Origin of the sequence: Streptomyces sp. NPDC048182, assembly GCF_043202555.1 — a bacterium.
In the GTDB taxonomy this organism is placed as follows: domain Bacteria; phylum Actinomycetota; class Actinomycetes; order Streptomycetales; family Streptomycetaceae; genus Streptomyces.
In genome coordinates, this window is sequence record NZ_JBIDAQ010000004.1 from 1 (window position 1) to 26,899 (window position 26,899).

23 protein-coding genes, 1 rRNA gene, 2 pseudogenes and 1 riboswitch are annotated in these 26,899 nt (G+C 72.9%); of the genes and pseudogenes, 20 read left to right on the plus strand and 6 right to left on the minus strand.

Translation table 11 applies throughout. From position 1 onward, the window contains the following. The 11 genes and pseudogenes from rrf to ACGFZL_RS08865 all read left to right on the plus strand — a co-directional run. A 5S ribosomal RNA gene (gene rrf / locus ACGFZL_RS08815) occupies positions 1-95 on the plus strand; the annotation flags it as partial. 108 nt (positions 96-203) lie between these two features. After that, positions 204-812: a CDP-alcohol phosphatidyltransferase family protein gene (locus tag ACGFZL_RS08820; RefSeq protein ID WP_393690212.1), complete on the plus strand. Its 609-nt coding sequence runs from the start codon at positions 204-206 to the stop codon at positions 810-812. A gap of 108 nt (positions 813-920) precedes the next feature. After that, a complete protein-coding gene (locus tag ACGFZL_RS08825) occupies positions 921-3,416 on the plus strand; it encodes a mannose-1-phosphate guanyltransferase (RefSeq protein ID WP_355176397.1) in 2,496 nt (831 codons plus the stop codon). Positions 3,417-3,590: 174 nt separating this feature from the next. After that, entirely contained in the window at positions 3,591-4,427 is an 837-nt protein-coding gene (locus ACGFZL_RS08830; RefSeq protein WP_393690213.1) for a DUF881 domain-containing protein, read from the plus strand. Beyond that, positions 4,424-4,756: a small basic family protein gene (locus ACGFZL_RS08835; protein ID WP_003977440.1), complete on the plus strand. Its 333-nt coding sequence runs from the start codon at positions 4,424-4,426 to the stop codon at positions 4,754-4,756. The genes ACGFZL_RS08830 and ACGFZL_RS08835 overlap by 4 nt, the downstream gene beginning before the upstream one ends. A 5-nt stretch (positions 4,757-4,761) precedes the next feature. Next, positions 4,762-5,622 carry a DUF881 domain-containing protein gene (locus ACGFZL_RS08840; protein WP_393690214.1) on the plus strand — a complete coding sequence of 287 codons (861 nt, stop codon included), beginning with the start codon at positions 4,762-4,764 and terminating at the stop codon, positions 5,620-5,622. A 61-nt stretch (positions 5,623-5,683) separates the two neighbouring features. Further along, positions 5,684-6,580, plus strand: a complete 897-nt coding sequence (locus tag ACGFZL_RS08845) for an FHA domain-containing protein (RefSeq protein WP_355176391.1) — start codon at positions 5,684-5,686, stop codon at positions 6,578-6,580. Positions 6,581-6,627: 47 nt separating this feature from the next. Then, the gene (locus tag ACGFZL_RS08850) at positions 6,628-7,368 is read left to right on the plus strand and encodes a MerR family transcriptional regulator (RefSeq protein ID WP_393690215.1); all 741 of its coding nucleotides are present in this window, start codon (positions 6,628-6,630) and stop codon (positions 7,366-7,368) included. Positions 7,369-7,508: 140 nt separating this feature from the next. Further along, a complete protein-coding gene (locus tag ACGFZL_RS08855) occupies positions 7,509-7,982 on the plus strand; it encodes a bifunctional nuclease family protein (protein WP_355176387.1) in 474 nt (157 codons plus the stop codon). A gap of 170 nt (positions 7,983-8,152) precedes the next feature. Further along, positions 8,153-8,809 (plus strand): MerR family transcriptional regulator, encoded by a 657-nt coding sequence (locus ACGFZL_RS08860; protein ID WP_393690216.1) that lies wholly within the window; start codon positions 8,153-8,155, stop codon positions 8,807-8,809. A gap of 53 nt (positions 8,810-8,862) precedes the next feature. Continuing rightward, positions 8,863-10,404: pseudogene (locus ACGFZL_RS08865) on the plus strand (DNA polymerase IV). On the opposite strand, the pseudogene ACGFZL_RS08870 reads toward ACGFZL_RS08865, so the two are convergent. Beyond that, positions 10,335-10,697: pseudogene (locus ACGFZL_RS08870) on the minus strand (PRC-barrel domain-containing protein); the annotation flags it as partial. The pseudogenes ACGFZL_RS08865 and ACGFZL_RS08870 overlap by 70 nt on opposite strands. A gap of 173 nt (positions 10,698-10,870) precedes the next feature. Beyond that, positions 10,871-10,967, plus strand: a riboswitch (glycine riboswitch). A 178-nt stretch (positions 10,968-11,145) separates the two neighbouring features. On the opposite strand from ACGFZL_RS08870, the gene gcvP reads away from it, so the two are divergent. Next, positions 11,146-14,031, plus strand: a complete 2,886-nt coding sequence (gene gcvP / locus ACGFZL_RS08875; protein WP_393690217.1) for an aminomethyl-transferring glycine dehydrogenase — start codon at positions 11,146-11,148, stop codon at positions 14,029-14,031. A 76-nt stretch (positions 14,032-14,107) separates the two neighbouring features. Here the strand turns inward: gcvP and ACGFZL_RS08880 are convergent, their stop codons facing one another. The 3 genes from ACGFZL_RS08880 to ACGFZL_RS08890 form a co-directional block, all read right to left on the minus strand. Next, a complete protein-coding gene (locus ACGFZL_RS08880; RefSeq protein WP_355176405.1) occupies positions 14,108-14,527 on the minus strand; it encodes a TOBE domain-containing protein in 420 nt (139 codons plus the stop codon). 41 nt (positions 14,528-14,568) lie between these two features. Then, entirely contained in the window at positions 14,569-14,760 is a 192-nt protein-coding gene (locus tag ACGFZL_RS08885; RefSeq protein ID WP_355176384.1) for a DUF5999 family protein, read from the minus strand. Positions 14,761-15,048: 288 nt separating this feature from the next. Further along, a complete protein-coding gene (locus ACGFZL_RS08890) occupies positions 15,049-15,636 on the minus strand; it encodes a hypothetical protein (protein WP_355176383.1) in 588 nt (195 codons plus the stop codon). A 562-nt stretch (positions 15,637-16,198) separates the two neighbouring features. On the opposite strand from ACGFZL_RS08890, the gene ACGFZL_RS08895 reads away from it, so the two are divergent. Together ACGFZL_RS08895 and ACGFZL_RS08900 are read left to right on the plus strand one after the other, a co-directional pair. Further along, complete coding sequence (locus ACGFZL_RS08895) at positions 16,199-17,716, plus strand: glutamate--cysteine ligase (RefSeq protein WP_393690218.1); 1,518 nt, start codon at positions 16,199-16,201, stop codon at positions 17,714-17,716. A 90-nt stretch (positions 17,717-17,806) separates the two neighbouring features. Then, the gene (locus tag ACGFZL_RS08900) at positions 17,807-18,631 is read left to right on the plus strand and encodes a CPBP family intramembrane glutamic endopeptidase (protein WP_393690219.1); all 825 of its coding nucleotides are present in this window, start codon (positions 17,807-17,809) and stop codon (positions 18,629-18,631) included. Positions 18,632-18,655: 24 nt separating this feature from the next. Here the strand turns inward: ACGFZL_RS08900 and ACGFZL_RS08905 are convergent, their stop codons facing one another. Further along, a complete protein-coding gene (locus ACGFZL_RS08905; RefSeq protein WP_393690220.1) occupies positions 18,656-19,465 on the minus strand; it encodes a PhzF family phenazine biosynthesis protein in 810 nt (269 codons plus the stop codon). 103 nt (positions 19,466-19,568) lie between these two features. Between ACGFZL_RS08905 and ACGFZL_RS08910 the strand changes: the two genes are divergently transcribed. The 5 genes from ACGFZL_RS08910 (at position 19,569) to ACGFZL_RS08930 (ending at position 24,483) form a co-directional block, all read left to right on the plus strand. Then, positions 19,569-20,270, plus strand: a complete 702-nt coding sequence (locus tag ACGFZL_RS08910; RefSeq protein WP_393690221.1) for a HEAT repeat domain-containing protein — start codon at positions 19,569-19,571, stop codon at positions 20,268-20,270. Further along, the gene (locus tag ACGFZL_RS08915; protein WP_393690222.1) at positions 20,257-21,255 is read left to right on the plus strand and encodes a HEAT repeat domain-containing protein; all 999 of its coding nucleotides are present in this window, start codon (positions 20,257-20,259) and stop codon (positions 21,253-21,255) included. Before ACGFZL_RS08910 ends, ACGFZL_RS08915 begins: the two co-directional genes overlap by 14 nt. 341 nt (positions 21,256-21,596) lie before the next feature. Further along, complete coding sequence (locus tag ACGFZL_RS08920) at positions 21,597-22,232, plus strand: PadR family transcriptional regulator (RefSeq protein ID WP_393690223.1); 636 nt, start codon at positions 21,597-21,599, stop codon at positions 22,230-22,232. A 71-nt stretch (positions 22,233-22,303) separates the two neighbouring features. Next, on the plus strand, positions 22,304-23,308 hold the full coding sequence (locus tag ACGFZL_RS08925) for an EamA family transporter (RefSeq protein ID WP_355176376.1): 1,005 nt from the start codon (positions 22,304-22,306) through the stop codon (positions 23,306-23,308). Between the two features lie 227 nt (positions 23,309-23,535). Then, positions 23,536-24,483, plus strand: a complete 948-nt coding sequence (locus ACGFZL_RS08930; RefSeq protein ID WP_393690224.1) for a DMT family transporter — start codon at positions 23,536-23,538, stop codon at positions 24,481-24,483. Positions 24,484-24,504: 21 nt separating this feature from the next. On the opposite strand, the gene ACGFZL_RS08935 is transcribed toward ACGFZL_RS08930, so the two are convergent. Then, entirely contained in the window at positions 24,505-25,194 is a 690-nt protein-coding gene (locus ACGFZL_RS08935) for a pyridoxamine 5'-phosphate oxidase family protein (RefSeq protein WP_393690225.1), read from the minus strand. Between the two features lie 35 nt (positions 25,195-25,229). On the opposite strand from ACGFZL_RS08935, the gene ACGFZL_RS08940 reads away from it, so the two are divergent. Next, positions 25,230-26,561: an aminotransferase class I/II-fold pyridoxal phosphate-dependent enzyme gene (locus ACGFZL_RS08940; protein ID WP_393690226.1), complete on the plus strand. Its 1,332-nt coding sequence runs from the start codon at positions 25,230-25,232 to the stop codon at positions 26,559-26,561. Positions 26,562-26,899 lie beyond the last annotated feature (338 nt).

Consider the following 26,899-nt stretch of genomic DNA (forward strand, 5'->3'; position numbering starts at 1 on the left):
AAACGCCCGGTTACATTCCGAACCCGGAAGCTAAGCCTTACAGCGCCGATGGTACTGCAGGGGGGACCCTGTGGGAGAGTAGGACGCCGCCGAACTCCTTTTAGAGCGCTGGCTCTTGGGCACATGCCCAAGAGCCAGCGCTCTTTTGCGTTGAGGTAGGGTCAGGGAGCATCATCGGCCCATTCCGTCCAGGAGGCTCCCGCGTGGAGGTCCAGGAGACCCGCGTGCAGACCGACAGGGTCCTCACCATCCCGAACATCCTCAGCATGGCGCGCCTCGCCGGCGTACCTCTCTTCCTGTGGCTCATCCTCAGGCCGGAGTTCGGCGGTTCGAAGAGCGACGGCTGGGCGTTGCTGGTGCTGGCCCTCAGCGGAGTCAGCGACTACCTGGACGGGAAGCTGGCCCGGCGCTGGAACCAGATCAGCAGTCTCGGCCGGCTCCTGGACCCGGCGGCGGACCGGCTCTACATCCTCTCCACACTGGTGGGGCTCACCTGGCGCGAGGTCCTGCCGCTCTGGCTGACCCTCGTGCTGCTGGCCCGCGAGGCCGTTCTCCTCGTCATGGTGGGTATCCTCCGCCGGCACGGGTACCCGCCACCCCAGGTGAACTTCCTGGGGAAGGCCGCGACCTTCAATCTCATGTACGCCTTCCCCCTGCTGCTGCTCAGCGACGGCAGCGGTTGGATCGCGTCACTCGGCGCCGTTTTCGGATGGGCGTTCGCCGGGTGGGGTACAACCCTGTACTGGTGGGCAGGTGTTCTGTACGTGGTGCAGGTCTTCCGCCTGATCCGTGCGGACGCCACGACCGACTGAACTCGCCGTTCGGCGACCCCTTGAGGCCGGATGGCCCGCGCTGTCGATGTGCGGGACAATCTTGGTGAAGTCGGCTAGACCGTCGTCTTAGAGGAGGACGCTTCCGACATGAAGGCCGTCGTGATGGCTGGCGGCGAAGGCACACGCCTTCGCCCCATGACCTCGAGCATGCCCAAGCCGCTCCTGCCGGTGGCCAACCGGCCGATCATGGAGCACGTGCTGCGGCTGCTGAAAAGGCATGGGCTCAACGAGACCGTGGTCACCGTGCAGTTCCTGGCCTCGCTGGTCAAGAACTACTTCGGTGACGGCGAGGAGCTCGGGATGGAGCTGACCTATGCCAACGAGGAGAAGCCACTCGGTACCGCCGGCAGCGTCAAGAACGCCGAAGAGGCGTTGAAAGACGACGCCTTCCTCGTCATCTCCGGCGACGCTCTGACCGATTTTGACCTCACCGATCTCATCAACTTCCACAAGGAGAAGGGCGCGCTTGTCACCGTCTGCTTGACGCGTGTCCCCAATCCGCTGGAATTCGGCATCACCATCGTCGACGAAGAGGGCAAGGTCGAGCGCTTCCTGGAGAAGCCGACCTGGGGCCAGGTCTTCTCGGACACGGTGAACACCGGCATCTACGTCATGGAGCCCGAGGTCTTCGACTACGTCGACCCCGATGTGTCCGTCGACTGGTCCGGTGACGTCTTCCCGCAGCTGATGAAGGAAGGCAAGCCCGTCTACGGCTACATCGCCGAGGGCTACTGGGAAGACGTCGGCACCCATGAGAGCTATGTGAAGGCCCAGGCCGACGTCCTGGAGGGCAAGGTCAACGTCGACATCGACGGCTTCGAGATCTCGCCCGGCGTGTGGGTGGCCGAGGGCGCCGAGGTGCACCCGGACGCGGTGCTGCGCGGTCCGCTGTACATCGGCGACTACGCCAAGGTCGAAGCCGGCGCAGAGGTCCGCGAGCACAGTGTCGTGGGCTCCAACGTCGTCGTGAAGAGCGGCGCCTTCATGCACAAGGCCGTCGTGCACGACAACGTGTACGTCGGGCCGCACAGCAACCTGCGCGGCTGCGTCGTCGGCAAGAACACCGACATCATGCGTGCCGCGCGGATCGAGGACGGCGCGGTCATCGGCGACGAGTGCCTGATCGGCGAGGAGTCGATCGTCCAGGGCAACGTGCGCGTCTATCCGTTCAAGACCATCGAGGCCGGTGCCTTCGTCAACACCTCGGTGATCTGGGAGTCGCGCGGCCAGGCGCACCTGTTCGGGGCGCGCGGGGTGTCCGGCATCCTCAACGTGGAGATCACCCCGGAGCTGGCGGTGCGGCTGGCCGGCGCCTACGCGACCACGCTGAAGAAGGGCTCCACGGTCACCACCGCCCGCGACCACTCCCGCGGTGCCCGCGCCCTCAAGCGCGCGGTGATCTCGGCCCTGCAGGCCAGCGCCATCGACGTGCGGGATCTGGAGAACGTGCCGCTGCCCGTGGCGCGCCAGCAGACCGCGCGGGGCAGCGCCGGCGGCATCATGATCCGGACCACGCCCGGCGTGCCGGACTCCGTCGACATCATGTTCCTCGACAGCGAGGGCGCCGACCTGTCCCAGGGCAGTCAGCGCAAGCTGGACCGGGTGTTCGCGCGGCAGGAGTACCGGCGTGCGTTCCCCGGCGAGATCGGCGACCTGACCTTCCCTTCGAGCGTGTACGACTCGTACACCGGATCGCTGCTGCGCAGCCTCGACACCACCGGCATCGCGGAGTCCGGCCTCAAGGTGGTCGTGGACGCCTCCAACGGCAGCGCGGGGCTCGTGCTGCCCAGCCTGCTCGGCAAGCTCGGCGTCGACTCGCTGACCATCAACCCCGGCCTGGACGAGTCCCGGCCCACGGAGACCGCCGACATGCGGCGCTCGGGCCTGGTGCGCCTCGGAGAGATCGTGGCGTCCTCGCGGGCCGCGTTCGGCGTGCGGTTCGACCCGGTCGGCGAGCGGCTCTCCCTCGTGGACGAGAAGGGCCGCATCATCGAGGACGACCGGGCGCTGCTCGTCCTGCTCGACCTCATCGCCGCCGAGCGGCGCAGCGGCCGGGTCGCGCTGCCGGTGACCACGACGCGGATCGCCGAGCAGGTGGCGGCGTACCACGGCACGCAGGTCGAGTGGACGACCACCTCGCCGGACGACCTGACGCGGGTCGGCGGTGAGGAGGGGGCCATCTTCGGCGGCGACGGCAAGGGCGGCTTCATCGTCCCGGAGTTCAGCAGCGTCTACGACGGCACGGCCGCCTTCGTACGGCTGATCGGCCTGGTCGCGCGGACCCAGCTCACGCTGAGCCAGATCGACGCGCGGATCCCGCGCGCCCACGTCCTCAAGCGGGACCTGGCCACCCCGTGGGCGGTCAAGGGGCTCGTGATGCGCCGGGTCGTGGAGGAGGCCGGGGACCGCTCGGTGGACACCACCGACGGCGTGCGGGTGGTCGAGGCCGACGGGCGCTGGGTCATGGTGCTGCCCGACCCCGCCGAGGCGGTCACCCACCTGTGGGCGGAAGGCCCCGACGACGCCTCCGCCCAGGCCCTCCTGGACGAGTGGGCCGCCGTGGTGGACAGCGCGGGCCGGTAGAGCCCTCGTACGCCCTCACGCGTGCGTGCCGGACGCGGGTCTCCCGGGAGGCCGCTCCGGCACGCCGGTGGGGCCGTTCGGAGGTAGCGTCCGCGGCGTGCGACGATGTGCGGCATGCCGCAGCAACCCCCCGTTCGGAGCACAACCTCGCGGCCCGCGCGCCCGGACGCGTCCATGTCCTTGCTGACCAACGTCATGGACCACAGCCTGGACGACGGCTACGCCGAGGCGGCGGCGCGGAAGCGGGCCGACGGCGCCGGCGGACTGCCCCGCACGGTGCGCGCCAAGCTGGGGCTGGCCGCGGGCCTCGTGCTCGCCGCGCTCGTGGTGACGGTCGGCGCGGCGCAGGCCCGGGTGACCGCCCCGGTGATCGCCAAAGAGCGCGGCGAACTGGTCGACCGCATCGAGGACGAGACGGCCGCGGCGGACAAGCTGGAGAAGAGCGTCGACGGACTGCGCGACGACGTGGACGCGCGGCAGCGCGAGGCGCTTGAGAAGAGCGGTGACGCCGACCGGTCCGACCTGGTGGGTGTCCTGTCGGGCGCCGTCGCGGTGCACGGGCCCGGGGTGAAGCTCGTGGTCGACGACGCCGAAGAGGTGGACAGCGCCGGTGACGGCCGGCCGCGCGGCACCTCCGGGTTCTCCGACACCGGGCGGGTGCGCGACCGGGACATGCAGCGCGTGGTCAACGGGTTGTGGGAGTCGGGGGCCGAGGCGATCTCCGTCAACGGGCAGCGGCTGACCGCGCTGTCCGCGATCCGGGCCGCCGGGGACGCCGTACTGGTCGACAACCGGCCTCTGGTGCCGCCGTACACGGTGCTCGCGGTGGGGGACGGCAAGGACCTCAGCCGCCGGTTCCAGGACAGCGCGGACGGGCTGTACCTGAACGCCATCCAGGAGAGCTACGGCATCCGCACGGCCATCTCCGTGGCCGGCGACCTCCGGCTGCCGGCCGCACCGAGTGTGATCGTACGAACAGCACAGCCGATAACCGAGAAGGGCACATCGTGATCGCCGTACTGGGCCTCGTCGTGGGAGTCGTGGCCGGCCTGTTGGTCCGGCCGGAGGTGCCGGCGGCCGTCGAACCGTATCTGCCGATCGCCGTGGTGGCGGCGCTCGACGCCGTCTTCGGCGGTCTGCGCGCCATGCTCGACGGCATCTTCGACGACAAGGTCTTCGTGGTGTCGTTCCTGTCGAACGTGGTGGTCGCCGCGCTGATCGTGTTCCTCGGCGACAAGCTGGGCGTCGGCGCCCAGCTGTCCACGGGTGTGGTGGTCGTCCTCGGCATCCGCATCTTCTCCAACGCCGCGGCGATCCGCCGGCACGTATTCCGGGCGTGAGGCCGATGAGCGACCACGACGGCCACGAGGAACGGCCCGCGGAGGGCCTGCGCCGAGAGCTGCCGAACGAGGTGCCCACTCCGGCCCCGACCGAGGCAGAGGCCGAGGCCGACGCCGAGACCGGGTCCGACAAGGCAGCCGGACCGACCGGGCGGCAGCGGCTGGCCAACGGGCTGTGGCCGCCGCGCCTGACCCGCGCGCAACTCATCGTCGCGCTGCTCCTGTTCGGCCTGGGCTTCGGCCTCGCCGTCCAGGTCGCCTCCAACAGCGACGACGACAGCGCGCTGCGCGGCGCCCGCCAGGAGGACCTCGTCCGCATCCTCGACGAGCTGGACGACCGCACCCAGCGCCTGGAGGGCGAGAAGCAGGGTCTGGAGAAGCAGCGCGACGAGCTGGAGAACAGCTCCGACCAGGCGGAGGAGGCCCGCAAGCAGACCCAGGAGAAGGAGCGGCAGCTCGGGATCCTCGCCGGCACCGTGGCCGCGCAGGGGCCCGGCATCACGGTGACCGTGCAGGACCCGAAGGGCAAGGTCGAGGCGGACATGCTGCTCGACGCCGTCCAGGAGCTGCGCGCGGCGGGCGCCGAGGCGATCCAGGAGAACGGTGTGCGGGTGGTCGCGGACACCTACCTGACGGAGGAGGGCGAGAGCGTCCGCGTCGACGGGAACAAGGTCAACGCGCCCTATCGTTTCCAGGTCATCGGCAAGCCGCAGGACCTCGAACCGGCTCTCAACATTCCTGGAGGCGTGGTGCAGACCTTGGAGAAGGAACAGGCCACGGTTACCGTTGAGCGGTCGAGCAAGATCGTTGTGGACGCCTTGCGAGCGGTGGAGCGGCCTGACTACGCTCGGTCGTCCTCCCAGTGAACCGGCGGTGCATGGCGGTCGTCCGGCGAGGGCATGAGCTTGCGGGGGGTCGGCGCACCGATTGGGTGGTGCGTGGTGGAAACTGTCAGGCGGAGACGGACGTTGTGAAGGTGTCCGGGTCGGTCAGTACGGTCAGTCAGGGTTCGTCCTGCCCCACGGGCGGGTCTGTTTCGGTCAAGGGGAATCGCCCGTGAAGTTGTTTGCGAAGTTGTTCGGCAAGAGCGCGCGAGAGGGCAGCGACAACGCGACCGCGCGCCATCGCGCGCAGCCCGACGCGGAGAGCCGGCGCCCGATGTACCGGGACCAGGTGGGCGGTGACCTTTCGGGTGGTCAGGGCGCGCCGTATGTTGACCCTGCGCAGTCCGGCGGCATAGGTTTCGGGCAATCGTCGGCAGGCCAGCCGCGGCAGGAGGGTCCGTCCATGTCGGCCCTGGTGTGTTCGAGGTGCGGCAACCGCAACGCGGAGAACAGCCGCTTCTGCTCCAACTGCGGCGCGCCCCTGCGGCCCGGCGCGGTCCCGGAGCGGGCCTCCGAGACGACCTCGACGATCTCCATCTCCGGCCTGGAGGCGTATGACGCCGAGGTCACCGGCCAGACCGCGATCCCGGCGCTCTCCCCGGAGGCGCAGGCGGCGGTCGACGCGCTGCCGCTGGGCTCCGCCCTGCTCGTGGTGCGCCGCGGCCCGAACTCGGGCAGCCGCTTCCTGCTGGACGGCGAGCTGACCACCGCGGGCCGCCACCCGCAGAGCGACATCTTCCTGGACGACGTGACGGTCTCGCGCCGGCACGTCGAGTTCCGCCGCGCCCCTGACGGCTCCTTCACGGTCGCCGACGTCGGCAGCCTGAACGGCACCTATGTCAACCGCGAGCGGATCGACCAGGTCGCCCTGGCCAACGGTGACGAGGTGCAGATCGGCAAGTACCGGCTGGTGTTCTACGCGAGCCAGCGGGGCTACTGACCCGCCCCCGGCACCGTCCGGGGGAAGGAAACCCCCAGGGAAGGGCCATGCGTCATACACCGAGCGGCGGTGCCGGGCACGGCACCGCCGCCACGGGCAGCGGACTGATGAGCATCGGCACGGTCCTCAACGCGCTGCGCGACGAGTTCCCCGACATCACCGTCTCCAAGATCCGCTTCCTGGAGGCCGAGGGCCTGGTCGAGCCGCGGCGCACTCCGGCCGGGTACCGCAAGTTCAGCCCGCGCGACGTCGAGCGCCTCGGTCACGTCCTGCGCATGCAGCGCGACCACTATCTGCCGCTCAAGGTGATCCGGGACCACCTGGACGCCTCCGAGCGCGGTGAGGCCGTCCGGCTGCCCGCGCTCGGGCGGCAGCGGGACGGCGAGCCGGTGCCCGAGGCCGCTGCCGAGGACCCTGTGATCGCCCGCATCGGGCGGCAGGAACTGCTCGCCGCCGCCGGGGTCGGCGACGAGGAGCTGCGGGAGTGGGAGTCGTACGGGCTGCTCGCGCCGCTCGCGGACGGGGCGTACGACGCGGAGGCGGTCACCGTCGCCTCGCTCGTCGTCCAGCTGGGCGAGTTCGGGATCGAGCCGCGGCACCTGCGGGTGATGAAGGCCGCCGCCGACCGGGAGGCCGGCCTGGTGGACCAGGTGGTGGCCCCGCTCCGGCGCCACCGCAACCCGCAGACCCGGGCGCACGCCGAGGCCCGTACCAAGGAGCTGGCCGGCCTCGCGGTGCGGCTGCACGCGGCGCTGGTGCAGACCGCCCTCGGGGTGCGGCTGCCCTGACCGGGCGGGCGCCCTGATCTGAGCGGGTGACCTGCCCGAGGGCCGCCGAGGCCAGGCAGCACCGGGGTCGGCGGGGCCGATCGACCACCTGTTCCCTGCTCGACTACCCAAACATCCCGGGCACGGCCTAGGGTTGCTGTGTGAACGAGCTCGATGTCGTAGGTGTCCGGGTCGAGATGCCCTCCAACCAACCGATCGTGCTGCTGCGCGAAGTGGGAGGCGACCGCTACCTCCCCATCTGGATCGGACCTGGAGAGGCGACGGCGATCGCCTTCGCCCAGCAGGGCATGACCCCCGCGCGGCCGCTGACCCACGACCTCTTCAAGGACGTGCTCGAGGCCGTCGGCCAGGAGCTGACGGAAGTGCGCATCACCGACCTGCGCGACGGGGTCTTCTACGCCGAGCTGGTCTTCGCCAGCGGCGTCGAGGTGAGCGCCCGGCCGTCCGACGCCATAGCGCTCGCGCTGCGCACCGGCACGCCCATCTTCGGCAGCGACGGTGTCCTCGACGACGCCGGGATCGCGATCCCGGACGAGCAGGAGGACGAGGTGGAGAAGTTCCGCGAGTTCCTCGACCAGATCTCGCCGGAGGACTTCGGCAGCAGCAACCAGTAGCGGCGTGGTACGACCCCCCGCGCGGCATATTCGGCTAGCCTTTCCCCGCGACGGGGCACGGTAAACCACTCGAAGGGTGATTATCACTCGGCGTGCCGAGTGTGGCGATCGTTGACGCACCCTTGGTGACTGCCTACCGTCGAGGAGGCAGGTCAAGGACGGAGGTCGGCGTGAGGATCAGCGGCGACGGTATGGCTGGGGGCGGCTCCGGCCGCAGGCCGGGGGTGAGCGGTCCATACCCCCATCACCGCGACACGGCGGCCACCGCGCAGGCCGTCGGCCCACGACTGCCGGCCACCGTGCCGAGCGGCGCGGGGGCGGCGCCCGTGGCGTCCGAGGAGATCGGCTACCGGGGCCCCACGGCCTGCGCGGCGGCCGGCATCACCTACCGCCAGCTCGACTACTGGGCCCGCACCGGGCTGGTCGAGCCCAGCGTCCGTCCGGCGCACGGCTCGGGCTCCCAGCGCCTCTACAGCTTCCGCGACGTCGTCGTCCTGAAGATCGTCAAGCGGTTCCTGGACACCGGGGTCTCCCTGCAGAACATCCGCACCACCGTGCAGCACCTCACGGAGCGCGGCTTCCGCGACCTGGAGCGGATGACGCTGATGAGCGACGGCGCCACGGTCTACGAGTGCACCTCGCCCGACGAGGTCCACGCGCTGCTCCAGGGCGGGCAGGGCGTCTTCGGCATCGCCGTGGGCGTGGTGTGGCGGGACGTGGAGAGCGCCCTGTCCCAGCTGCACGGAGAGCGGATCGACACGGGGGAGACCCTGGTCGGCCAGAACCCGGCGGACGAGCTGGCCCGCAGGCGCAATCGGGCCGTCTGAACAGCGGCCGGTCACCGAGGGCGATGTCAGTGGCGTAGGGGACCATCAGAGATGTGAGAACCGCGCCCACGATCCTGCACCTCGACATGGATGCCTTCTACGCCTCGGTGGAGCAGGCGTCCAAGCCGAGCCTGCGCGGGAAGGCCGTCGTCGTGGGCGGGCTCGGCCCCCGCGGTGTCGTCGCGACGGCTTCCTACGAGGCGCGGATCTTCGGCGTGCACTCCGCCATACCCATGGGTCAGGCCCGTCGGCTCGCCCCGCACGCCGCCTACCTCGTCCCGCGCTTCGAGCTGTACCGCTCGGTCAGCGAGCAGGTGATGCGCCTGCTGCGCGCCCTCTCCCCGCTCGTGGAGCCGCTCAGCCTGGACGAGGCGTTCGTGGACCTGGAGGCCGGTGCCGAGCCCGGGACGGCCTGGGACGCCGAGTCGGCGCGGCTGGTCGGGGCCGCGCTGCGCGCGGACATCCGGGCCGTCACCGGAGTCACCGGCTCGGTCGGGCTCGCCGCCTCCAAGATGCTCGCCAAGATCGCCTCCGAGGAGGCCAAACCGGACGGCCTGTTCCTGATCGAGCCCGGCACCGAGCGGGAGATGCTGGCGCCGATGTCCGTCCGCACCCTGCCCGGCGTCGGCCCCGCCACCGGCGACCACCTCAGACGCGCCGGGATCACCACGGTCGGCGACATCGCGGAGGCCGGCGAGGACGAGCTGGTCCGGCTCCTCGGCAAGGCCCACGGACACGCCCTGTACGCCATGGCCCTCGCGCACGATGTGCGGCCCGTGGTGGCCGAGCGGGAGACCAAGTCCGTGTCGGTGGAGGACACGTACGACGTGGACATCCACGACCGGGTGCGCGTCGGCGTCGAGGTGCGGCGCCTTGCCGACCGGTGCGTGCGGCGGCTGCGCGGGGCCGGGCTGTCCGGGCGGACCATCGTGCTCAAGGTGCGGCGCTACGACTTCTCCACCCTGACCCGCTCCGAGACCCTGCGCGGCCCCACCGACGACCCGGCCGTGGTGCGGGAGGCCGCGACCCGGCTCCTGGATCTGGTGGACACCACGGGCGGCGTGCGGCTGCTCGGCGTGGGGGTGAGCGGGCTCGCCGACTACACGCAGGAGGACCTCTTCGCGCAGGCGGCCCAGGCGCAGGCCGCGCAGGCCGTGCAGCCGGCGGGGGCGCCGGGTGCGGCGAGGGAGCTGCCGGCCGCACCCGCCGAGGAGCCCGAGGAGCAGCCCGGCACCGAGCAGGGGCCCGCGCCCGCCGAGCGCCGCTGGCCCGCGGGGCACGACGTCCGGCACGCCGAGCACGGGCACGGCTGGGTGCAGGGCAGCGGGCTCGGCCGGGTCACCGTGCGCTTCGAGACGCCGTACTCACCGGTGCCCGGCCGGGTGCGCACCTTCGCCGTGGACGATCCGGAGCTGGAGCCCGCCGATCCGCTGCCGCTGGTGCCGGCCGGGCAGGAGGGGCGGCCGGCGCTCGGTCAGCCCTCGTCCGGGACCTGAGCCGGGCCCGTACCGGGCGCCTGCCCCTGCCCGTGGCCCGCGAGCTTGCCGAAGTCGTGGTCGGGCGGCGGGGGAGCGGCGGCCACGTCGAGACCGTAGTGCTGGTACAGCTGGAGTTCCTGCTCGGGCGACAGGTGCCGGCCCACGCCGAAGTCCGGGGCCTCCTTGATCAGGGCCCGCTCGAAGGGCACGCGCAGGGTGCCCTCGACCAGCTCGCTCGGCTCCAGCGGCACGAAGGCGTCCCGGCTGAACAGCCCGGTGCGAATAGCCGCCCACTCCGGGACACCGGTGGCGTCGTCGAGGTAGACCTCGTCGACGGTGCCGATCCGCGTGCCGTCGCGGTCGAAGGCCTTGCGGCCGATCAGGTTGCGCGGGTCGATGTCGGTGCGCACGGGCCCTCCACTCGGTCTGCCGGGGTGGCACAACAGCCGCCGAACCATCTGTAGGCACTACAAAAGAGCACAATCGGCCGTTCGGCCACTCGAAGTGCTCCTGGCCCCGCGAAGTGCCCCCGGCCACTCGAAGGTCCGTGCGGCTGCTCGCTGGTACGCTGGCAAACGGCTGCTGACCCCGTGCGGGAGAGTCCTCCGGAGACCACCGGAGGCGCCGAAGGAGCAAATCCTCCCCGGAATCTCTCAGGCACCCTGTACCGCACGGACGAGGTCACTCTGGAAAGCAGAGCGGGGATCCACGGTGCCCGCTCTCACCGACGGTGCAAGCCGCGGTGGCCCTCGGGCCGCCCGGTGAAGCTCTCAGGTCGAGATGACAGAGGGGGAGGCCGTCCGGGCACCCGCGCCGTGGTGCCCCTCGCAGGTCGCGTCAGACCAGGAGGCCTCCGCAATGACCGCCCCTCGCATCCCGCTCACCGAGCTCGAACAGGCCGCTCCCTTCGAGCAGCGCCACATCGGCCCCGACTCCGAGGCCCGGGCCAAGATGCTCGCGCAGGTCGGCTACGGCTCCCTCGACGAGCTGACGGCCGCCGCGGTGCCGGACGTGATCAAGAACGCCGACGCGCTCGACCTGCCCGGCGCCCGCTCGGAGGCCGAGGTGCTGGCCGAGCTGCGTTCGCTGGCCGACCGCAACGAGGTCCTGGACTCCATGATCGGCCTCGGCTACCACGGCACCTTCACCCCGCCGGTGATCCTGCGCAACGTCATGGAGAACCCCTCCTGGTACACCGCGTACACGCCGTACCAGCCGGAGATCTCGCAGGGCCGCCTGGAGGCCCTGCTGAACTTCCAGACCATGGTCGCCGACCTCACCGGCCTGCCGACCTCCGGTGCCTCCCTCCTGGACGAGGGCACCGCCGCCGCCGAGGCGATGGCCCTCTCGCGGCGCATGGGCAAGAACAAGAAGGGCCTCTTCCTGGTCGACGCGGACGCCCTGCCGCAGACCATCGCGGTGATCCAGACCCGTGCCGAGCCGGCCGGCGTCGAGGTCGTCGTCGCCGACCTGAGCGAGGGCATCCCCGCCGAGGTCGCCGAGCGCGAGATCAACGGCGTCCTCGTGCAGTACCCGGGGGCCTCCGGTGCCGTGCGCGACCTGAAGCCGCTCGTCGACCGGGCGCACGAGCTGGGCGCGCTGGTCACCGTCGCCGCCGACCTGCTCGCGCTCACCCTGCTGACCTCGCCGGGCGAGCTGGGCGCGGACATCGCGGTCGGCACCACCCAGCGCTTCGGCGTGCCGATGGGCTTCGGCGGCCCGCACGCCGGCTACATGGCGGTGCGCGAGAAGTTCGCGCGCAGCCTGCCAGGGCGCCTGGTCGGCGTCTCCGTCGACGCCGACGGCAACAGGGCCTACCGCCTCGCCCTGCAGACCCGCGAGCAGCACATCCGACGGGAGAAGGCCACCAGCAACATCTGCACCGCCCAGGTGCTGCTCGCCGTCATGGCCGGCATGTACGCCGTCTACCACGGCCCCGACGGGCTGCGGGCCATCGCCCGGCGCACCCACCGGTACGCGACGATCGCCGCCGCGGGTCTCGCCGCAGGCGGCGTGGAGATCGTGCACGGCGCCTACTTCGACACGGTCACCGCGCGGGTGCCCGGCCGGGCCTCCGGCATCGTGGCCGCCGCCCGGCAGAACGGCGTGAACCTCCGGCTCGTCGACCCCGACCACGTCTCCTTCGCCTGCGACGAGACCACCACCCGGGCCCAGGTGTCCACCGTCTGGTACGCCTTCGGCGTCGAGGGCGACGTCGAGGCGCTGGACGCGTCCACCGAGGAGGTGCTGGCCGAGGAGCGGCTGCGTACCGACGAGGTGCTGACCCACCCCGTCTTCCACCAGCACCGTTCCGAGACCGCGATGCTGCGCTACCTGCGCCGCCTCGCCGACCGGGACTACGCCCTGGACCGCGGCATGATCCCGCTGGGCTCCTGCACCATGAAGCTCAACGCCACCACCGAGATGGAGCCGGTCACCTGGCCCGAGTTCGGCCAGCTGCACCCCTTCGCCCCGGCCGACCAGGCGCAGGGCTACCTCACCCTGATCCGCGAGCTGGAGGAGCAGCTCGCCGAGGTCACCGGGTACGACAAGGTCTCGCTGCAGCCCAACGCCGGCTCGCAGGGCGAGTTCGCCGGCCTGCTCGCCGTCCGCGGCTACCACCGCGCCAACGGCGACGAGCAGCGCACCGTCTGCCTCATCCCGTCCTCCGCGCACGGCACCAACGCCGCGAGCGCCGTCATGGCCGGCATGAAGGTCGTCGTCGTGAAGACCGCCGAGGACGGCGAGATCGACGTCGAGGACCTGCGCGCCAAGATCGAGCAGCACCGCGACCAGCTGGCCGTGCTGATGATCACCTACCCCTCCACGCACGGCGTGTTCGAGGAGCACGTCGCCGACATCTGCGCCCAGGTGCACGACGCGGGCGGCCAGGTCTACGTGGACGGCGCCAACCTCAACGCCCTGGTCGGCGTGGCCAAGCCCGGCCACTTCGGCGGCGACGTCTCCCACCTGAACCTGCACAAGACCTTCTGCATCCCGCACGGCGGCGGCGGCCCCGGCGTCGGCCCGGTGGCCGTGCGCGAGCACCTGGCGCCGTACCTGCCCAACCACCCGCTCCAGCCCTCCGCGGGCCCCCAGACGGGCGTCGGCCCGATCTCGGCGGCGCCCTGGGGCTCGGCCGGCATCCTGCCGATCTCCTGGTCCTACGTCCGCCTCATGGGCGGCGAGGGCCTCAAGCGGGCCACGCAGGTCGCCGTGCTGTCCGCCAACTACATCGCCAAGCGCCTGGAGCCGCACTTCCCGGTGCTCTACACCGGTCCCGGCGGCCTGGTCGCGCACGAGTGCATCATCGACCTGCGTCCGCTGACCAAGGCGACCGGCGTCAGCGTGGACGACGTGGCCAAGCGGCTCATCGACTACGGCTTCCACGCGCCGACCATGTCCTTCCCGGTGGCCGGCACGCTGATGATCGAGCCGACCGAGTCCGAGGACCTGGCCGAGCTGGACCGGTTCTGCGACGCGATGATCGCCATCCGCGCGGAGATCGAGAAGGTCGGCTCCGGCGACTGGCCGGCCGAGGACAACCCGCTGCGAGGCGCCCCGCACACGGCCGCCGCGCTCGGCGGGGAGTGGGCGCACGGCTACACCCGCGAGGAGGCCGTCTTCCCGGCCGGGGTGTCGGCCGCCGACAAGTACTGGCCGCCGGTGCGCCGCATCGACCAGGCCTACGGCGACCGCAACCTGGTCTGCTCCTGCCCGCCGCTGGACGCCTACGAGGACTGATCCGGCCGGCGCCGAAGGCCATGAAGGGCTCGGCCCCGGTCACGCACCCGCGTGACCGGGGCCGAGCCCTTCGGTGTCATGCCGTCGCCAGCGCGACCTCCGTCGACTTCACCAGCGCCACGACCGGCTGACCGACGGCCAGGCCCAGGTCCTCGGCGGCCTCCTTGGTGATCGCCGAGGTCAGCTCGCCGCCCTCGACGCCGACCTTGACCGAGGCCATGGCCGCGCCGGTGGTGAGGCCGGTGACCGTGCCGGAGAGCCGGTTGCGGATGGAGAGGCCCTCGACCGGGGCGGTGGCCAGCGACACCTCCGTCGACTTGACCAGGGCGCGCACCGGGGAGCCGGCGGTGAGACCGAGGTCCTCGACGGCCTCCAGGGTGACGGCCGCGGTGAGGTCCTGACCGCCGGTCAGGCGGATCTTGACCGTCGCCATGGCCTCGCCGGGCGTGACGGCGGTGACGGTCCCGGGAAGCTGGTTGCGGATGCTCATGCTCATGCGAGGCACCGTAACGCGAGCGGAGCCGGAAGCGCCGCAGGTCAGGCCGCGACGATCAGCGGGCGGTGCGGCGCGATGACCTGACCGTCCGGCAGGAGTTCACCGGTGTCCTCGAAGAGGACGACACCGTTGCACAGCAGGCTCCAGCCCTGCTCCGGGTGGTGCGCCACGAGGCGGGCGGACTCCCGGTCGGCGGAGTCGGCTGAGGGGCACGGTGGCTGGTGCTGGCACATGAGTCGGGTCTCTCGGTCCGTCGTGATGGATGGTGTCGCCGTCTGGTCTGTCCCGCGGCGTGACGTGTCGTCCATGGCCGCCCCCCGTCGTCCAAGTCGGTCCGCACCAGTGTTGCCCCCGGGACGTCGATCCGCAGGTATTTCGCAACACCGCTTCTCAACGGTTGATGACGCGTCACCCGCCCGGGCGGTTCACCCTCCACGCACGGTCACTTGGGATGGTTCCCGATGACCGAAAGGGGCTAGTCCCGGTGGGACCAGCCCCTCGCGCCCGGCTCGGGCGACCCGTCAGGCGGCGGGTGACTGCAGCAGGCGGGCCGAGTTGGCCCGGGAGGTGAGGACCGGCAGCAGGTCGGCGACCCGGTGCGGGCGGTGGGCCGCGATGCCGGGCGGGGCCGGCGCGAGCGGCACCAGCAGGTCGGTGTCGGCGGGGTGCCCGGCGGCGGCGTCCGCGGTGGTGTCGCCGTGCAGCCACAGGGTGAGCATGTAGAGGCCGGGCACGGACAGCAGGCGCGGCTGGCAGGGCGCCGGCTGCGCCTCGGCGTGCCGCAGCGCGCGCTCGGTCGAGGCGACGTACGGGCCCTCGAAGAAGTGCGAGAAGGCCCAGCCGTCGGCCGTCAGCATCGTCTCCGCCGCCGCCACCGCCCGGTCGCCTGAGCGGATCAGGAACCGCCAGCCGGTCAGCCGCGTCGCGGTCACGCCGTCCGTGGTGAGCCGCTCCAACACGTGTACCGGCAGCGGGTGTTCGGGCGTCACCGGGCCCTGCGCGCGGAGCAGGGAGGGGGTGCGGGCCTCGCGGACCGCGGTCGGCGAGGAGAGCGCCGTCAGGACGGAGCGCAGGGCGGGCGCGGGAGCCGGGGATACGTGCAGCGGCATGGTGGGTCGCCTCTCATTCGAAGGCACGGTGGCGCGAGGGCGGAACGGGGCGGAGCAGGGCGGACGACGCTGTCAGCTCACGAAGGCGGCGGGGCAGGGGCCGGGGTCCGGTGAACGCGAAGCGGAAGGGGTCGCCGTGGATCGGTTCGACGGCGGGATCATCCGACCGTGGGCGCCGGTTCTCTGCCTTGTTCGCGGAGTTTATACGACACGTGTTCAGACTGTGTTTCGGCTAGCCGCTCCGGGCGCCCGGGACAAGGCTCCGACCGGTCACAGAAATGTGGGAATCATCCGCATTTCGGTTCGGCGAACGGGCCTGACCTCGGAAAATCGTCACGGAGTGGACGGCCAATTGTCATCGGCGTTTTTCACGAGCTTCATAATCCCGAAACTGCGCGATGCCGCATGCCCGGCGAATGTGCCCCCGGTCACATCGGATCAGCCTAGCGGGTGCCGGGTACCCCCGCGGACGTTATCGATCGCTTCGGCGGGGCATCATCCACCCTGACCGGTCCTCGGCGGGCCGGTACCGCGACCCACCGCTTGGAGAAGGGACTCTTCCATGGGGGAGAAGGTCGTGGCAGGTCAGTTCGACCTGTCCGATCGCCAGCGCTACCGCGACAAGCTCCAGCGGTGCCTGACGGGCCTGGAGCGGCTGTTGGCCGAAAAGGGGTTCGACAGTCCGAAGAACCTGATGGGGCTGGAGATCGAGCTGAATCTCGTCGGCGCCGACGGGATGCCCAGAATGCTGAACGCCCAGGTTCTGGAGCGCATCGCCAGCCGGGACTTCCAAACAGAACTCGCCATGTTCAACCTGGAAGTCAACATAGCTCCCCATCGGTTGGGCGGCCGGGTGTTCGACCAGCTTGCCGAGGAGATCCGGACCTCGCTCGCCTATGCCGACCGCAAGGCGGCGGAGGTCGACGCCTCGATCGCGATGATCGGCATTCTGCCGACCCTCGACCGGGACGACCTGGTCTCCTCCAACCTCTCCGCCGTCGACCGCTACGCCCTGCTGAACGAGCAGATCGTGGCTGCCCGCGGCGAGGACTTCACGCTGGACATCGACGGCGTCGAGCACCTGACCTGTACCTCCAGGTCCATCGCCCCGGAGGCCGCCTGCACCTCGGTGCAGTTGCACCTGCAGGTCACCCCGGACCGCTTCGCGGACGTGTGGAACGCGGCGCAGGCCGTCGCCGGGGCGCAGATCGCCGTCGGGGCGAACGCGCCCTTCCTCTTCGGCCGCGAGCTGTGGCGGGAGTCGCGGCCCCCGCTGTTCCAGCAGTCCACCGACACGCGTCCGCCCGAGCTCCAGGCGCAGGGCGTCCGCCCGCGCACCTGGTTCGGGGAGCGCTGGGTCACCTCCGCGTACGACCTCTTCGAGGAGAACCGGCGTTACTTCCCGGCGCTGCTGCCGATCTGCGACGACGAGGATCCGCTGGAGGTCCTGGACGCCGGCGGCGTGCCCAAGCTCTCCGAACTCGTCCTGCACAACGGCACGGTCTACCGCTGGAACCGGCCCGTCTACGACGTCGCCGACGGCCGTCCGCACCTGCGCGTGGAGAACCGCGTCCTGCCCGCCGGACCCACCGTCACCGACGTCATCGCCAACGCCGCCTTCTACTACGGCGTGGTGCGCGCCCTCGCCGAGGACCCGCGGCCGGTGTGGACCCGGCTGCCCTTCGAGGCCGCCGCCGCCAACTTCGAGGCGGCGTGCCGCCACGGCGTGGACGCCCGCTTCACCTGGCCCAAGCGCGGCCGGCTCGGCGGCACCACCGAGGTCGACGCCGTCGTCCTGGTCCGCGACGAGCTGCTGCCGCTGGCGGCGGCCGGCCTGGACGCCTGGGGCGTGGAGGCGGCCGACCGGGACTTCTACCTCGGCGTGATCGAGGAGCGGTGCCGGCGCCGGGCCAACGGGGCGTCCTGGCAGGCCGCCACCTTCCACCGGGCCAGGGAGGCCGGCATGACCCGCGAGGGGGCGCTGGCCGCCACCACCCGCCGCTACTGCGACCTCATGCGCGAGGGCGAACCCGTCCACCTGTGGCCGGTGAGCGTGCCGGAGCCGGCGCCACTGGGGTGAGGCCGAGGTGGTGGCGGGCCGCCCCGGCGCGCGCTGCCGCCTGCCGATCGGGCAAGCTGTGACGTTCCAGCTCGATGAGGCAAGGTGCGCATGGCGGAGGCGGGTCCGGTGGCCGAGACGACGATCCCTGACGGTCCCGAGGGGTCCGTCCCCCAGCAGCCGCTGACACGGCGGACGTTCCGCGACGAGACGCTGCTCGTGCTGGCCCTCTCGCTGGGGGCCAGCGGTGTGTCCGCGCTGATCAGCTTCGTCGGCTCGGTCACCAAGCCCGGCGGCCTCAAGGACCAGGCCGCCACCCTCAACGCCTCGGCCGCGCCCGGCCGTCCCTGGCTCGACCTCGCCTGGCAGCTGTTCGGGATCGCCACCGCGCTGGTGCCCGTCGCCCTCGTCGCCCACCTGCTGCTGCGCGAGGGGCGGAGCCTGCGCGCCCTCGGCTTCGACCGCACCAGGCCCTGGCCCGACCTGGGCCGGGGCGCCGCGGTGGCGGCCGTCATCGGCAGCGCCGGCATCGCCTTCTACCTGGCCGCCCGTGGCCTCGGGTTCAACCTCACGGTGGTGCCCGAGGCGCTGCCCGACGTCTGGTGGAAGTACCCGGTGCTGATCCTCTCGGCGGTGCAGAACGCCGTCCTGGAGGAGGTCGTCGTCGTCGGCTACCTGCTGCGCCGGCTAGGCCAGTTGGGCTGGACGCCGCTCGCCGCGCTGGCGGGCAGCGCGGTGCTGCGCGGGTCGTACCACCTCTACCAGGGCGTCGGCGGCTTCGTCGGCAACATGGTGATGGGCGTGGTGTTCGTCCTCCTCTACCGGCGCTGGGGGCGGGTGGGGCCGCTGGTGGTGGCGCACTCCCTGCTCGACATCGGGGCGTTCGTGGGCTACGGCCTGCTGGCCGGCAAGGTCGGCTGGCTGCCCACGGCGTGAGCCGCGGACCCTGGTGGCCGGTCGTCAGGCCAGCAGCTCGCCCTCGATGACCGTCACCGCGTGTCCGCCGAGCAGGGTGCGCTCGCCGCGCAGCTCGGTGCGGACGCGTCCGGAGCGGCGCGAGGCCTGGAGACCGGTCAGGTCCGGGCGGCCCAGGCGTGCCGACCAGTACGGCGCGAGGGCGGTGTGCGCGCTGCCGGTGACCGGGTCCTCGTCGACGCCGACGTTGGGGAAGAAGCAGCGGGAGACGTAGTCGTAGCCGCGCGCCGGGTCCGCCGCGCGGGCGGTGGCGATGACGCCGCGCCCGGAGAAGGCGGCCAGCGCCCTCAGGTCCGGCTCCAGGCTCCGCACGGTCCGCTCGTCGGCGACCTCGACCAGCAGGTCCCCCACGTCCGGACCGGTGTCCAGGACCGCGCGCGGCTCGGCGCCCAGGGCCTCGGCGACGCCCGTCGGCGACTCGACGGGGGTGAGCGGGGCGGTGGGGAAGTCCAGGGTGATGCCGCCGTCCTCGCGGGGCGTGGCGACGAGGACGCCGCTGTGGGTCGAGAACCGCACGGGTCCGCGGTGGGCGCCGGTGGTGTGCAGCACGTGGGCCGTGGCGAGAGTGGCGTGGCCGCACATCCTGACCTCCGCGGCCGGCGTGAACCACCGCAGCGCCCAGTCGGCCGGGCCGCCCTCGGGCAGCGGGTGGGCGAAGGCGGTCTCCGCGTGGTTGACCTCCAGCGCGATCTGCTGGAGCCGCTCGTCGGGCGGGAAGGCGTCGAGGAGGAGCACACCGGCGGGGTTGCCGGCGAAGGGGCGGTCGGTGAAGGCGTCGACGATTCGGATGCGCATGCCCCGACGCTACGGGGGCGGGCGGGGCGTGTCGTGGGCGGCCCGGCCGGGCTTGACCTTGACACCGTGACAAGGTCTTCACTGCCGTCGGGAGGTGGTCGCGATGACCATGGCGGAAGGAGACACGCAGGTGACACGCCTGTTGGAGCGGCTGGAGAGCGCGAACGCGTCGGTCCGGCTGAACGCGGCGCTCGGGGCCGGTACGGCTCCGGACCCCCGCTTCGTGGACGGGCTCGTGGAACGGTGCGCGCACGAATCCGACTTCTTCGTACGGGAGATGCTCACCTGGGCGCTGACCCGTCACCCGGCGTCCCTGACGGTCCCGCGGCTCGTCGGCGAACTCCGTTCGGAGCGGGCGCGGGCGCGGAGCCAGGCGCTGCACACTCTGTCCAAGATCGGCGACCGGCGGGCGTGGCCGGGGATCACCCCGGCGCTGCTGGCCGACGCGGACGACGAGGTGGCCCGCGCTGCCTGGCGGACGGCGGTCGGGCTGGTGCCGGCGGGCGGGGAACCCGAGCTGGCCGGTGCGCTGGCGGGGCAGCTCGGGCGGGGAGGGCGGGACACGCGGCTGAGTCTGAGCCGGGCCCTGATCGCGCTCGGGGAGGCGGGTGAGCCCGCGCTGCGGGGAGCGGCGAGGGACGCCGACCCCCGGGTGCGCGAGCACGCGCTCGCCACGCAGCGGCTGGCGCGCGACCCGGAGGCGGGGTTCGAGGCGGCGGTCGAGGAGGCGAAGCGCGTCGTGGCCCTCGGCCCGTACGACGCAGGGACGCCAGAGGGAGGGACGGCAGACGGTGCTGATCGGTGAGGTGGCGCGGCGGTCCGGGGTCAGCGCCCGCATGCTCAGGCACTACGAGTCGCTCGGCCTGGTACGGCCGACGGGCCGCACCCACGCCGGTTACCGGGAGTACTCCGGCGCGGACATCCGCCGGATCTTCCACATCGAGAGCCTGCGGTCCCTCGGTCTGTCGCTGCGCGAGATCGGCCGCGCCCTGGACGACCCCGGCTTCGCCCCCGCGGAGCTGGTGGACGACCTGATGCGCCGGACCCGCGAGCGCATCGCGCGGGAGCGGGAGCTGCTCACCCGGCTCGGCCGGATCGACGCCGCCGGCCCCGCCGGCTGGGAGGACGTCCTCCAGGCCGTCGCCCTCCTGCGCGCCCTGGGGTCGGACAGCGCCGGAACGCGCCAGCGCGCGGCGCTGTCCGCACCCGAGGAGGCTCCGGTGGCGGCCCTGGTCGAGGCGGTGCTCGGGGAGACGGACACGAACGTCGCCGGGGCCCTGCGCTGGGCGCTGGCGCGGGCGGGCGGCGGCGGCCCGGCGCTGCTCGCGGAGGGCCTCGGCTCCTCGGCGGCAGCGGTGCGCGAACGTGCCGTACGGGCCCTCGCCGAGCTGCCGCACGACGAGGCGACCGCCCTGCTGCGGGAGGCCCTCGCGCATCCCGACCCCGTGGTCCGCGGGCAGGCGGCGCTGGGACTCGGGGGGCGGGGCGGGGCCGACGCGGTGCCGGCGCTGGTCGACATGGTCGTCGCGGGCACGCACGACGTCGACGCCGGCGACACGCTCAGCGCCCTGGCGAGCGACCCGGGCGCGGCGGACCGGATCGCCGGCGCCCTGATCGCCCGCCTCGCCGACGGCCCCGCCCAGGCACCCGCCCGGCACCGGCTGACGCAGGCCCTCGCGGACATCCCGGGCGCCACGGCGGCGGACGCCCTCACCCGCCTGACGCGGGACGAGGACCGCGCGGTCGCGTTCACGGCGACGTACGCCCTCACCTTGCGCGGGGTGCGGTGACCGGCGGGCGCCGGGCCGTCACGTCGTCGCGGCGACTGCCTCTCGCAAGGCGCGCGCCGCGCCGTGGGCGATGGGCCCGCCGTGGCCGAAGACCGCCGTGTCGGCCTCCAGCCCGGCCTGCCGGTGCAGCGACTCGACGGCCCGGGGGCGTCAGCGCATCACCATGGCTGCCTCCCGTGTCCGACGTGTCGGCTCGGACGGCCCTCCCTGGTGGGTCTGACTCGGCCCCGCCACTTCTCCTCGTACGCGGTCTTGTCATCCGATCGGTTCCGATATATCGTTGAGGCATCGCGACAGATCAGAGATCGCGGTGGATGTAACGACTGAACGGAGTGATGGCAATGCGTACCCACGGATACGAGCACGGACATGGTGGACGCGGACGCGGCGAAGGTGGGCCCTTCGGGCGTGGTGGCTTTGAGGGGCGGCGGGCTGCCTTCGGGCCGTTCGGGCCGGGTGGGCCCGGTGGTCATGGGGGGCCGTTCGGGCCCGGTGGGCCCTGGGGCGGCGGGCGTGGCCGGGGCGGGCCCAGGGGGAGGGCGCGGCGCGGTGACGTGCGGGCCTCGATCCTGGCTCTGCTCAAGGACCGGCCGATGCACGGCTACGAGATGATCCAGGAGATCGCCGAGCGCAGCGGCGGGGCGTGGAAGCCCAGCCCCGGCTCGGTGTACCCGACCCTCCAGTTGCTGGAGGACGAGGGGCTGATCGCCAATGAGAGCGAGGGCGGCAAGAAGCTCTTCTCGCTCACCGAGGAGGGGCGCACGGCGGCCGAGGAAGGTCCCGAGGCGCCCTGGGAGGAGGCCTCGCGCGGGGTCGACTGGGAGGCGCTGAACGACGTCCGGCAGGCCGGGTTCGGGCTGATGGAGGCCTTCGGGCAGGTCTGGAAGACCGGCAGCAAGGAGCAGCGCGAGAAGGCGCTCGCCGTGATCGGTGACGCCCGCAAGAAGCTGTACCTGATCCTCGCCGACGAGGACTGACGGAAGCGGTCGTCCCAGCCGTTGAGACAGGTGCCACTGGGCGTGACGCTCATGTCGGCGCCTGTCATCATGTGCCGGTGCATACGTCTGACAACGCCGGTCACGCGCGCGGCAAGGGTGCCGGGCTCGGTCTCGCCCTGGTGTCCGCGGGGGCCTTCGGTGGTTCCGGGGTCGCCGCGAAGCCGCTGATCGAGGCCGGGCTCGACCCGCTCCACGTGGTCTGGCTGCGGGTGGCCGGCGCGGCCCTGGTGATGCTGCCGCTCGCCGTGCGCCACCGGGCGCTGCCGCGCCGCCGTCCCGGGCTGCTGGCCGGCTTCGGGCTGTTCGCCGTGGCCGGCGTCCAGGCCTGCTACTTCGCCGCCCTCTCCCGGATCCCGGTCGGTGTCGCCCTGCTCGTGGAGTACCTGGCGCCGGCCCTGGTGCTCGGCTGGGTGCGGTTCGTGCAGCGCCGCCCGGTCACCCGGGCCGCCGCCCTGGGCGTCGTCCTCGCGGTGGGCGGGCTCGCCTGCGTGGTGGAGATCTGGGCGGGCCTCGGCTTCGACGCCCTCGGCCTGCTGCTCGCGCTCGGTGCCGCCTGCTGCCAGGTCGGCTACTTCGTCCTCTCCGACCAGGGCAGCGACGCCGGCGACGAGGCCCCCGACCCGCTCGGCGTCATCGCCTACGGGCTGCTGGTCGGCGCCGTCGTCCTCACCGCCGTCGCCCGGCCCTGGTCGATGGAGTGGGCCGTCCTCACGCACCGCGTCCCGATGAACGGCACCCCCGTGGCGGCCGGCCTGCTCCTCGCCTGGATCGTGCTGGTCGCCACCGTCCTCGCCTACGTCACCGGTGTGCTCTCCGTACGCCGCCTCTCCCCGCAGGTCGCGGGGGTCGTGGCCTGCCTGGAGGCGGTGATCGCGACCGTCCTCGCCTGGGTGCTGCTCGGCGAGCACCTCTCCGCGCCGCAGATCCTCGGCGGCCTGGTCGTCCTGGCCGGCGCCTTCATCGCCCAGTCCTCGGCGCCCGTGGCGGGTTCGCCGGAGCCGGTGGCGAGCGGGGGAGGGGAAAGGGAGTTGTCCGGCCGGGGGATGCCGACCTAGGGTCGCGATCATGTACGCGCACGCACTCGTCCTTCCGCCCCCGGCCGCCTGAGGCGGGCTCCGGGAACGTCCGGCGGTGGGCAGAGAGTCCCGTGGAACCGCCGGGCCGAGTCGTGCTGCCCGCAGACGCACGTCAGCGTGGTCCCCGTCTTGCGCTCTTGCACTGCGCCGGGATCACGGCCACCCGGCGCGCCTCGTGCGCTGCCGCGGAACTGCGGAGAGAACCCTTGTCGCACAACGTCGTCCCAAGCCTGGCCGTCGGGCGGGGCCTGCTCTGTCTGATCGTCGCCGGCGCCGCCTGGGGCACCGCCGGCGCCGCCGCCTCGCTGGTCTACCGGGCCAGTGACATGGGCCCGGTCGCCCTGTCCTTCTGGCGCTGCGCCCTCGGCCTCGTGCTCCTGTACGCCGCCCGTCTGGCGGGACCGCGGCAGCGGTCCGTGTCCCGCGCGCCGTTCGCCCTGCGGGCGAGGCGGGCCGGTGTCACCGGCCTCGGCCTCGCGGTGTTCCAGACCGCCTACTTCGCCGCCGTGCAGTCCACCGGCCTCGCCGTGGCCACCGTGGTCACCCTCGGCGCCGGTCCCGTGCTCATCGCGCTGGGTGCGCGGCTCGGCCTCGGGGAACACCTCAGGCGGGGCGGCGCCGTCGCCGTCGCCGGGGCGTTGGCCGGGCTGGCCGTGCTGGTGCTCGGCGGCGGCAGCACGACCGCACGTCCCGCGGGCGTCGCCCTCGCGCTGCTGTCCGCGGCCGGCTACTCGGTGATGACCCTGCTCGTCCGCCGGTGGGGCCGCGACGGCGGTGCGGACGCGGCGGACACCTCCGTCGGGGCGTTCGCCGTCACCACCCTGTGCCTGCTGCCGCTCGCCCTCGCCGAGGGACTCGTGCCGCACACCGTCGAACCCGGCCGGCTCCTGGTGCTCCTCGCCTACGTGGCGGCCGTGCCGACCGCGCTCGCCTACGGGCTGTACTTCGCCGGCGCGGCCGTCGTCCGGTCGGCCACCGTGTCGGTGGTCATGCTGCTCGAGCCGGTCTGCGCCGCCGCGCTCGCCGTGGCCTTCCTCGGCGAGCGGCTCACGCCGGCGACGCTGGCCGGCACGCTGCTGATGCTCGGGTCGGTCGCGGGCCTGGCCGTCGCGGAGGCCAAGGGGGCCAGGGAGGCGCGGGTGCTGCCCGGCTGACGTGGCCGTGGCAGGTGCGGCTCAGCGCCGGGCCAGGTAGTCGGGCACGGCGGTGCCGGGGGCCAGGTCCGGGTCGGCGACCGGGGCGTCGTAGCCCTTGCGGAGCGGGAGCAGGCCGGCCCAGTGGGGGAGGGCGAGGTCCTCGGGCTCGTCGTTCACGCCGCCGGTGCGGAGCTTGGCGGAGACCTCGTCCAGGTCGAGGCGGATCACGGCGGTGGCGGCCAGCTCCTTCTTGTCGGCCGGCCGGGAGTCGGCCGAGCGGCCGGCCACCACGTGGTCCACCAGGGCGTCCAGGGCCGCCCGCTTCTCCTCGGGGTCGGTCACGTCGTGGGCGGTGCCGTGCACGACGACCGAGCGGTAGTTGATGGAGTGGTGGAAGGCGGAGCGGGCCAGCACCAGCGCGTCCACGTGCGTCACCGTCAGGCACACCGGCAGGCCCGGATCGGCCGCGCCCGTCATCCGCAGCGGGCGCGAACCCGTGGAGCCGTGCACGTAGAGCCGCTCGCCGACGCGGGCGTACAGCGTCGGCAGCGCCACCGGGGCGCCGTCGCGGACGAAGCCGAGGTGGCAGACGTAGCCCTCGTCGAGTATCGCGTGCACCAGGTCCTTGTCGTACGACGCCCGGTCCGCGGAGCGGGTGGGGACGGTGCGGTCGGTCGGGCGGTAGGCGGTGGCGGGCTGCGGGGCCGGCGTCTCGGGGGTGTCCTGCATGGCGTTCTCCATTGCACTAGTGCATAATGTGGTTTGTGCTAGGAGAATATCGGATTGTTGGCCGGGGTGCTGCGGAGATTGCCGCGAGCGTCGAGCACGCGGTGGGTTCGGGGGAGCTGGAGCCCGGGCAACTGCTGCCGCCCATGCGGGAGTTGGCCGAGGAGCTGGAGGTCAATCCCAACACCGTCGCCGCCGCGTACCGGACGCTGCGCGAGCGCGGGGTGATCGAGACGGCCGGGCGCCGGGGAAGCCGGGTGCGGTCGACGCCGGCGACGACGGGGCGGGAGTTCATCCGGGTCGAGGTGCCGGCCGGGGTGCGGGACGTCTCCGACGGCAATCCCGACCCGGCGTTGCTGCCCGACCTCGGGCCCGTCTTCGCCGCGGCGGCCGGGCAGGGCGACCGGGAGCCCGTCCTCTACGGGGGCGCACCGATCGAGCCGGAGCTGGAGCGCCTCGCGCGGGCGGAGCTGGCGGCCGACGGAGTGCCGGTGGGGACGGTCGCCGTGACCTCCGGCTCGCTCGACGCCATGGAGCGCGTCCTCGCCGCCCACCTCAGACCTGGGGACACCGTGGCCGTCGAGGACCCGGGCTGGGGCAGCCTCCTCGACCTGGTGCCCGCGCTCGGGCTGCGCACGGTCGGGGTCCGGGTGGACGACGAGGGGCCGCTGCCCGACGACGTGCGCCGCGCCCTGGCGGCCGGTGCCCGCGCCCTGGTCGTCACCGACCGCGCGCAGAATCCGACGGGTGCCGCGGTGAGTGCCCCGCGCGCGCGTGCCCTGCGGGCCGTGCTGGGTGAGCATCCGGAGACGCTGCTGATCGAGGACGACCACGGCCACCGGATCGTCGACCTGCCCCTGCACCCCCTCGCCGGCGCCACCCGGAGCTGGGCCTTCGTGCGCTCGGCCGGCAAGGCGTGGGGGCCCGACCTGCGGCTCGCCGTGCTCACCGGCGACGCCGTCACCCTGGACCGGGTGCGCGGACGGCAGCGGCTCGGCCCCGGCTGGGTCAGCCGGATCACCCAGCGGGCCGTGGCCCGGCTCTGGTCGGGCGGCGCGGTGGACCCGCGCGCGGTCGCCGCGGCCTACGGGCGGCGCCGGGACGCGCTGCTGGGCGCGCTCGCGGAGCGCGGGGTCACGGCGTACGGGCGCAGCGGCATGAACGTGTGGGTGCCGGTGCCGGACGAGACCGGCGCCGTCGCCCGGCTGCTGCACGCCGGCTGGGCCGTCGCCCCCGGCGCCCGCTTCCGGATGAGCACCCCGCCCGGCGTCCGGATCACCGTCTCGGTCCTGCCGGACGAGGAGGTGGCCCCGCTCGCGGACGCGGTGGCGGGGGCGCTGGCGGGCGGGGCGGGGCGGGCGTACGTCTGAGCCGGTGAGCCGGGCGGTGTCGGGAGCCGGGCGGGTGGGCGGCCGGACGGCGGTGCGGGCCCGGGGCCGCCGTCCGCTGCCGCCGGTGCGGGCCGTCCGTGCCGTGGGGTCGGTGCCGGCGGTCGGAGTCTTCGGCGGCGCGACGATCACCTCATCGAGGACCGGGGTGGGTGGGGGACCGTACAGGGTCGGCGGCCGGATGGCGGTGCGGGTCCGGGGCCGTGCCGGGCACGCCGGGGTCCGGGGCCGCCGGCCGTTGTCGCGGGTGCGGCCGTTCGTGCTGTGGGGGTCGGTGCCGGCGGTCGGAGTCCCGGCGGCGCGACGATCACCGTCGCCCG

Coding starts and splice junctions, on each gene's coding strand:
- ACGFZL_RS08910 (WP_393690221.1), top strand. CDS start 19,569: ATGACCATGGCGGAAGGAGACACGCAGGTGACACGCCTGTTGGAGCGG.
- ACGFZL_RS08900 (WP_393690219.1), top strand. CDS start 17,807: ATGGCGGAGGCGGGTCCGGTGGCCGAGACGACGATCCCTGACGGTCCC.
- gcvP (WP_393690217.1), top strand. CDS start 11,146: ATGACCGCCCCTCGCATCCCGCTCACCGAGCTCGAACAGGCCGCTCCC.
- ACGFZL_RS08895 (WP_393690218.1), top strand. CDS start 16,199: ATGGGGGAGAAGGTCGTGGCAGGTCAGTTCGACCTGTCCGATCGCCAG.
- ACGFZL_RS08920 (WP_393690223.1), top strand. CDS start 21,597: ATGCGTACCCACGGATACGAGCACGGACATGGTGGACGCGGACGCGGC.
- ACGFZL_RS08825 (WP_355176397.1), top strand. CDS start 921: ATGAAGGCCGTCGTGATGGCTGGCGGCGAAGGCACACGCCTTCGCCCC.
- ACGFZL_RS08890 (WP_355176383.1), bottom strand. CDS start 15,636: ATGCCGCTGCACGTATCCCCGGCTCCCGCGCCCGCCCTGCGCTCCGTC.
- ACGFZL_RS08935 (WP_393690225.1), bottom strand. CDS start 25,194: ATGCAGGACACCCCCGAGACGCCGGCCCCGCAGCCCGCCACCGCCTAC.
- ACGFZL_RS08840 (WP_393690214.1), top strand. CDS start 4,762: ATGAGCGACCACGACGGCCACGAGGAACGGCCCGCGGAGGGCCTGCGC.
- ACGFZL_RS08830 (WP_393690213.1), top strand. CDS start 3,591: ATGTCCTTGCTGACCAACGTCATGGACCACAGCCTGGACGACGGCTAC.
- ACGFZL_RS08880 (WP_355176405.1), bottom strand. CDS start 14,527: ATGAGCATGAGCATCCGCAACCAGCTTCCCGGGACCGTCACCGCCGTC.
- ACGFZL_RS08885 (WP_355176384.1), bottom strand. CDS start 14,760: ATGTGCCAGCACCAGCCACCGTGCCCCTCAGCCGACTCCGCCGACCGG.
- ACGFZL_RS08905 (WP_393690220.1), bottom strand. CDS start 19,465: ATGCGCATCCGAATCGTCGACGCCTTCACCGACCGCCCCTTCGCCGGC.
- ACGFZL_RS08850 (WP_393690215.1), top strand. CDS start 6,628: ATGCGTCATACACCGAGCGGCGGTGCCGGGCACGGCACCGCCGCCACG.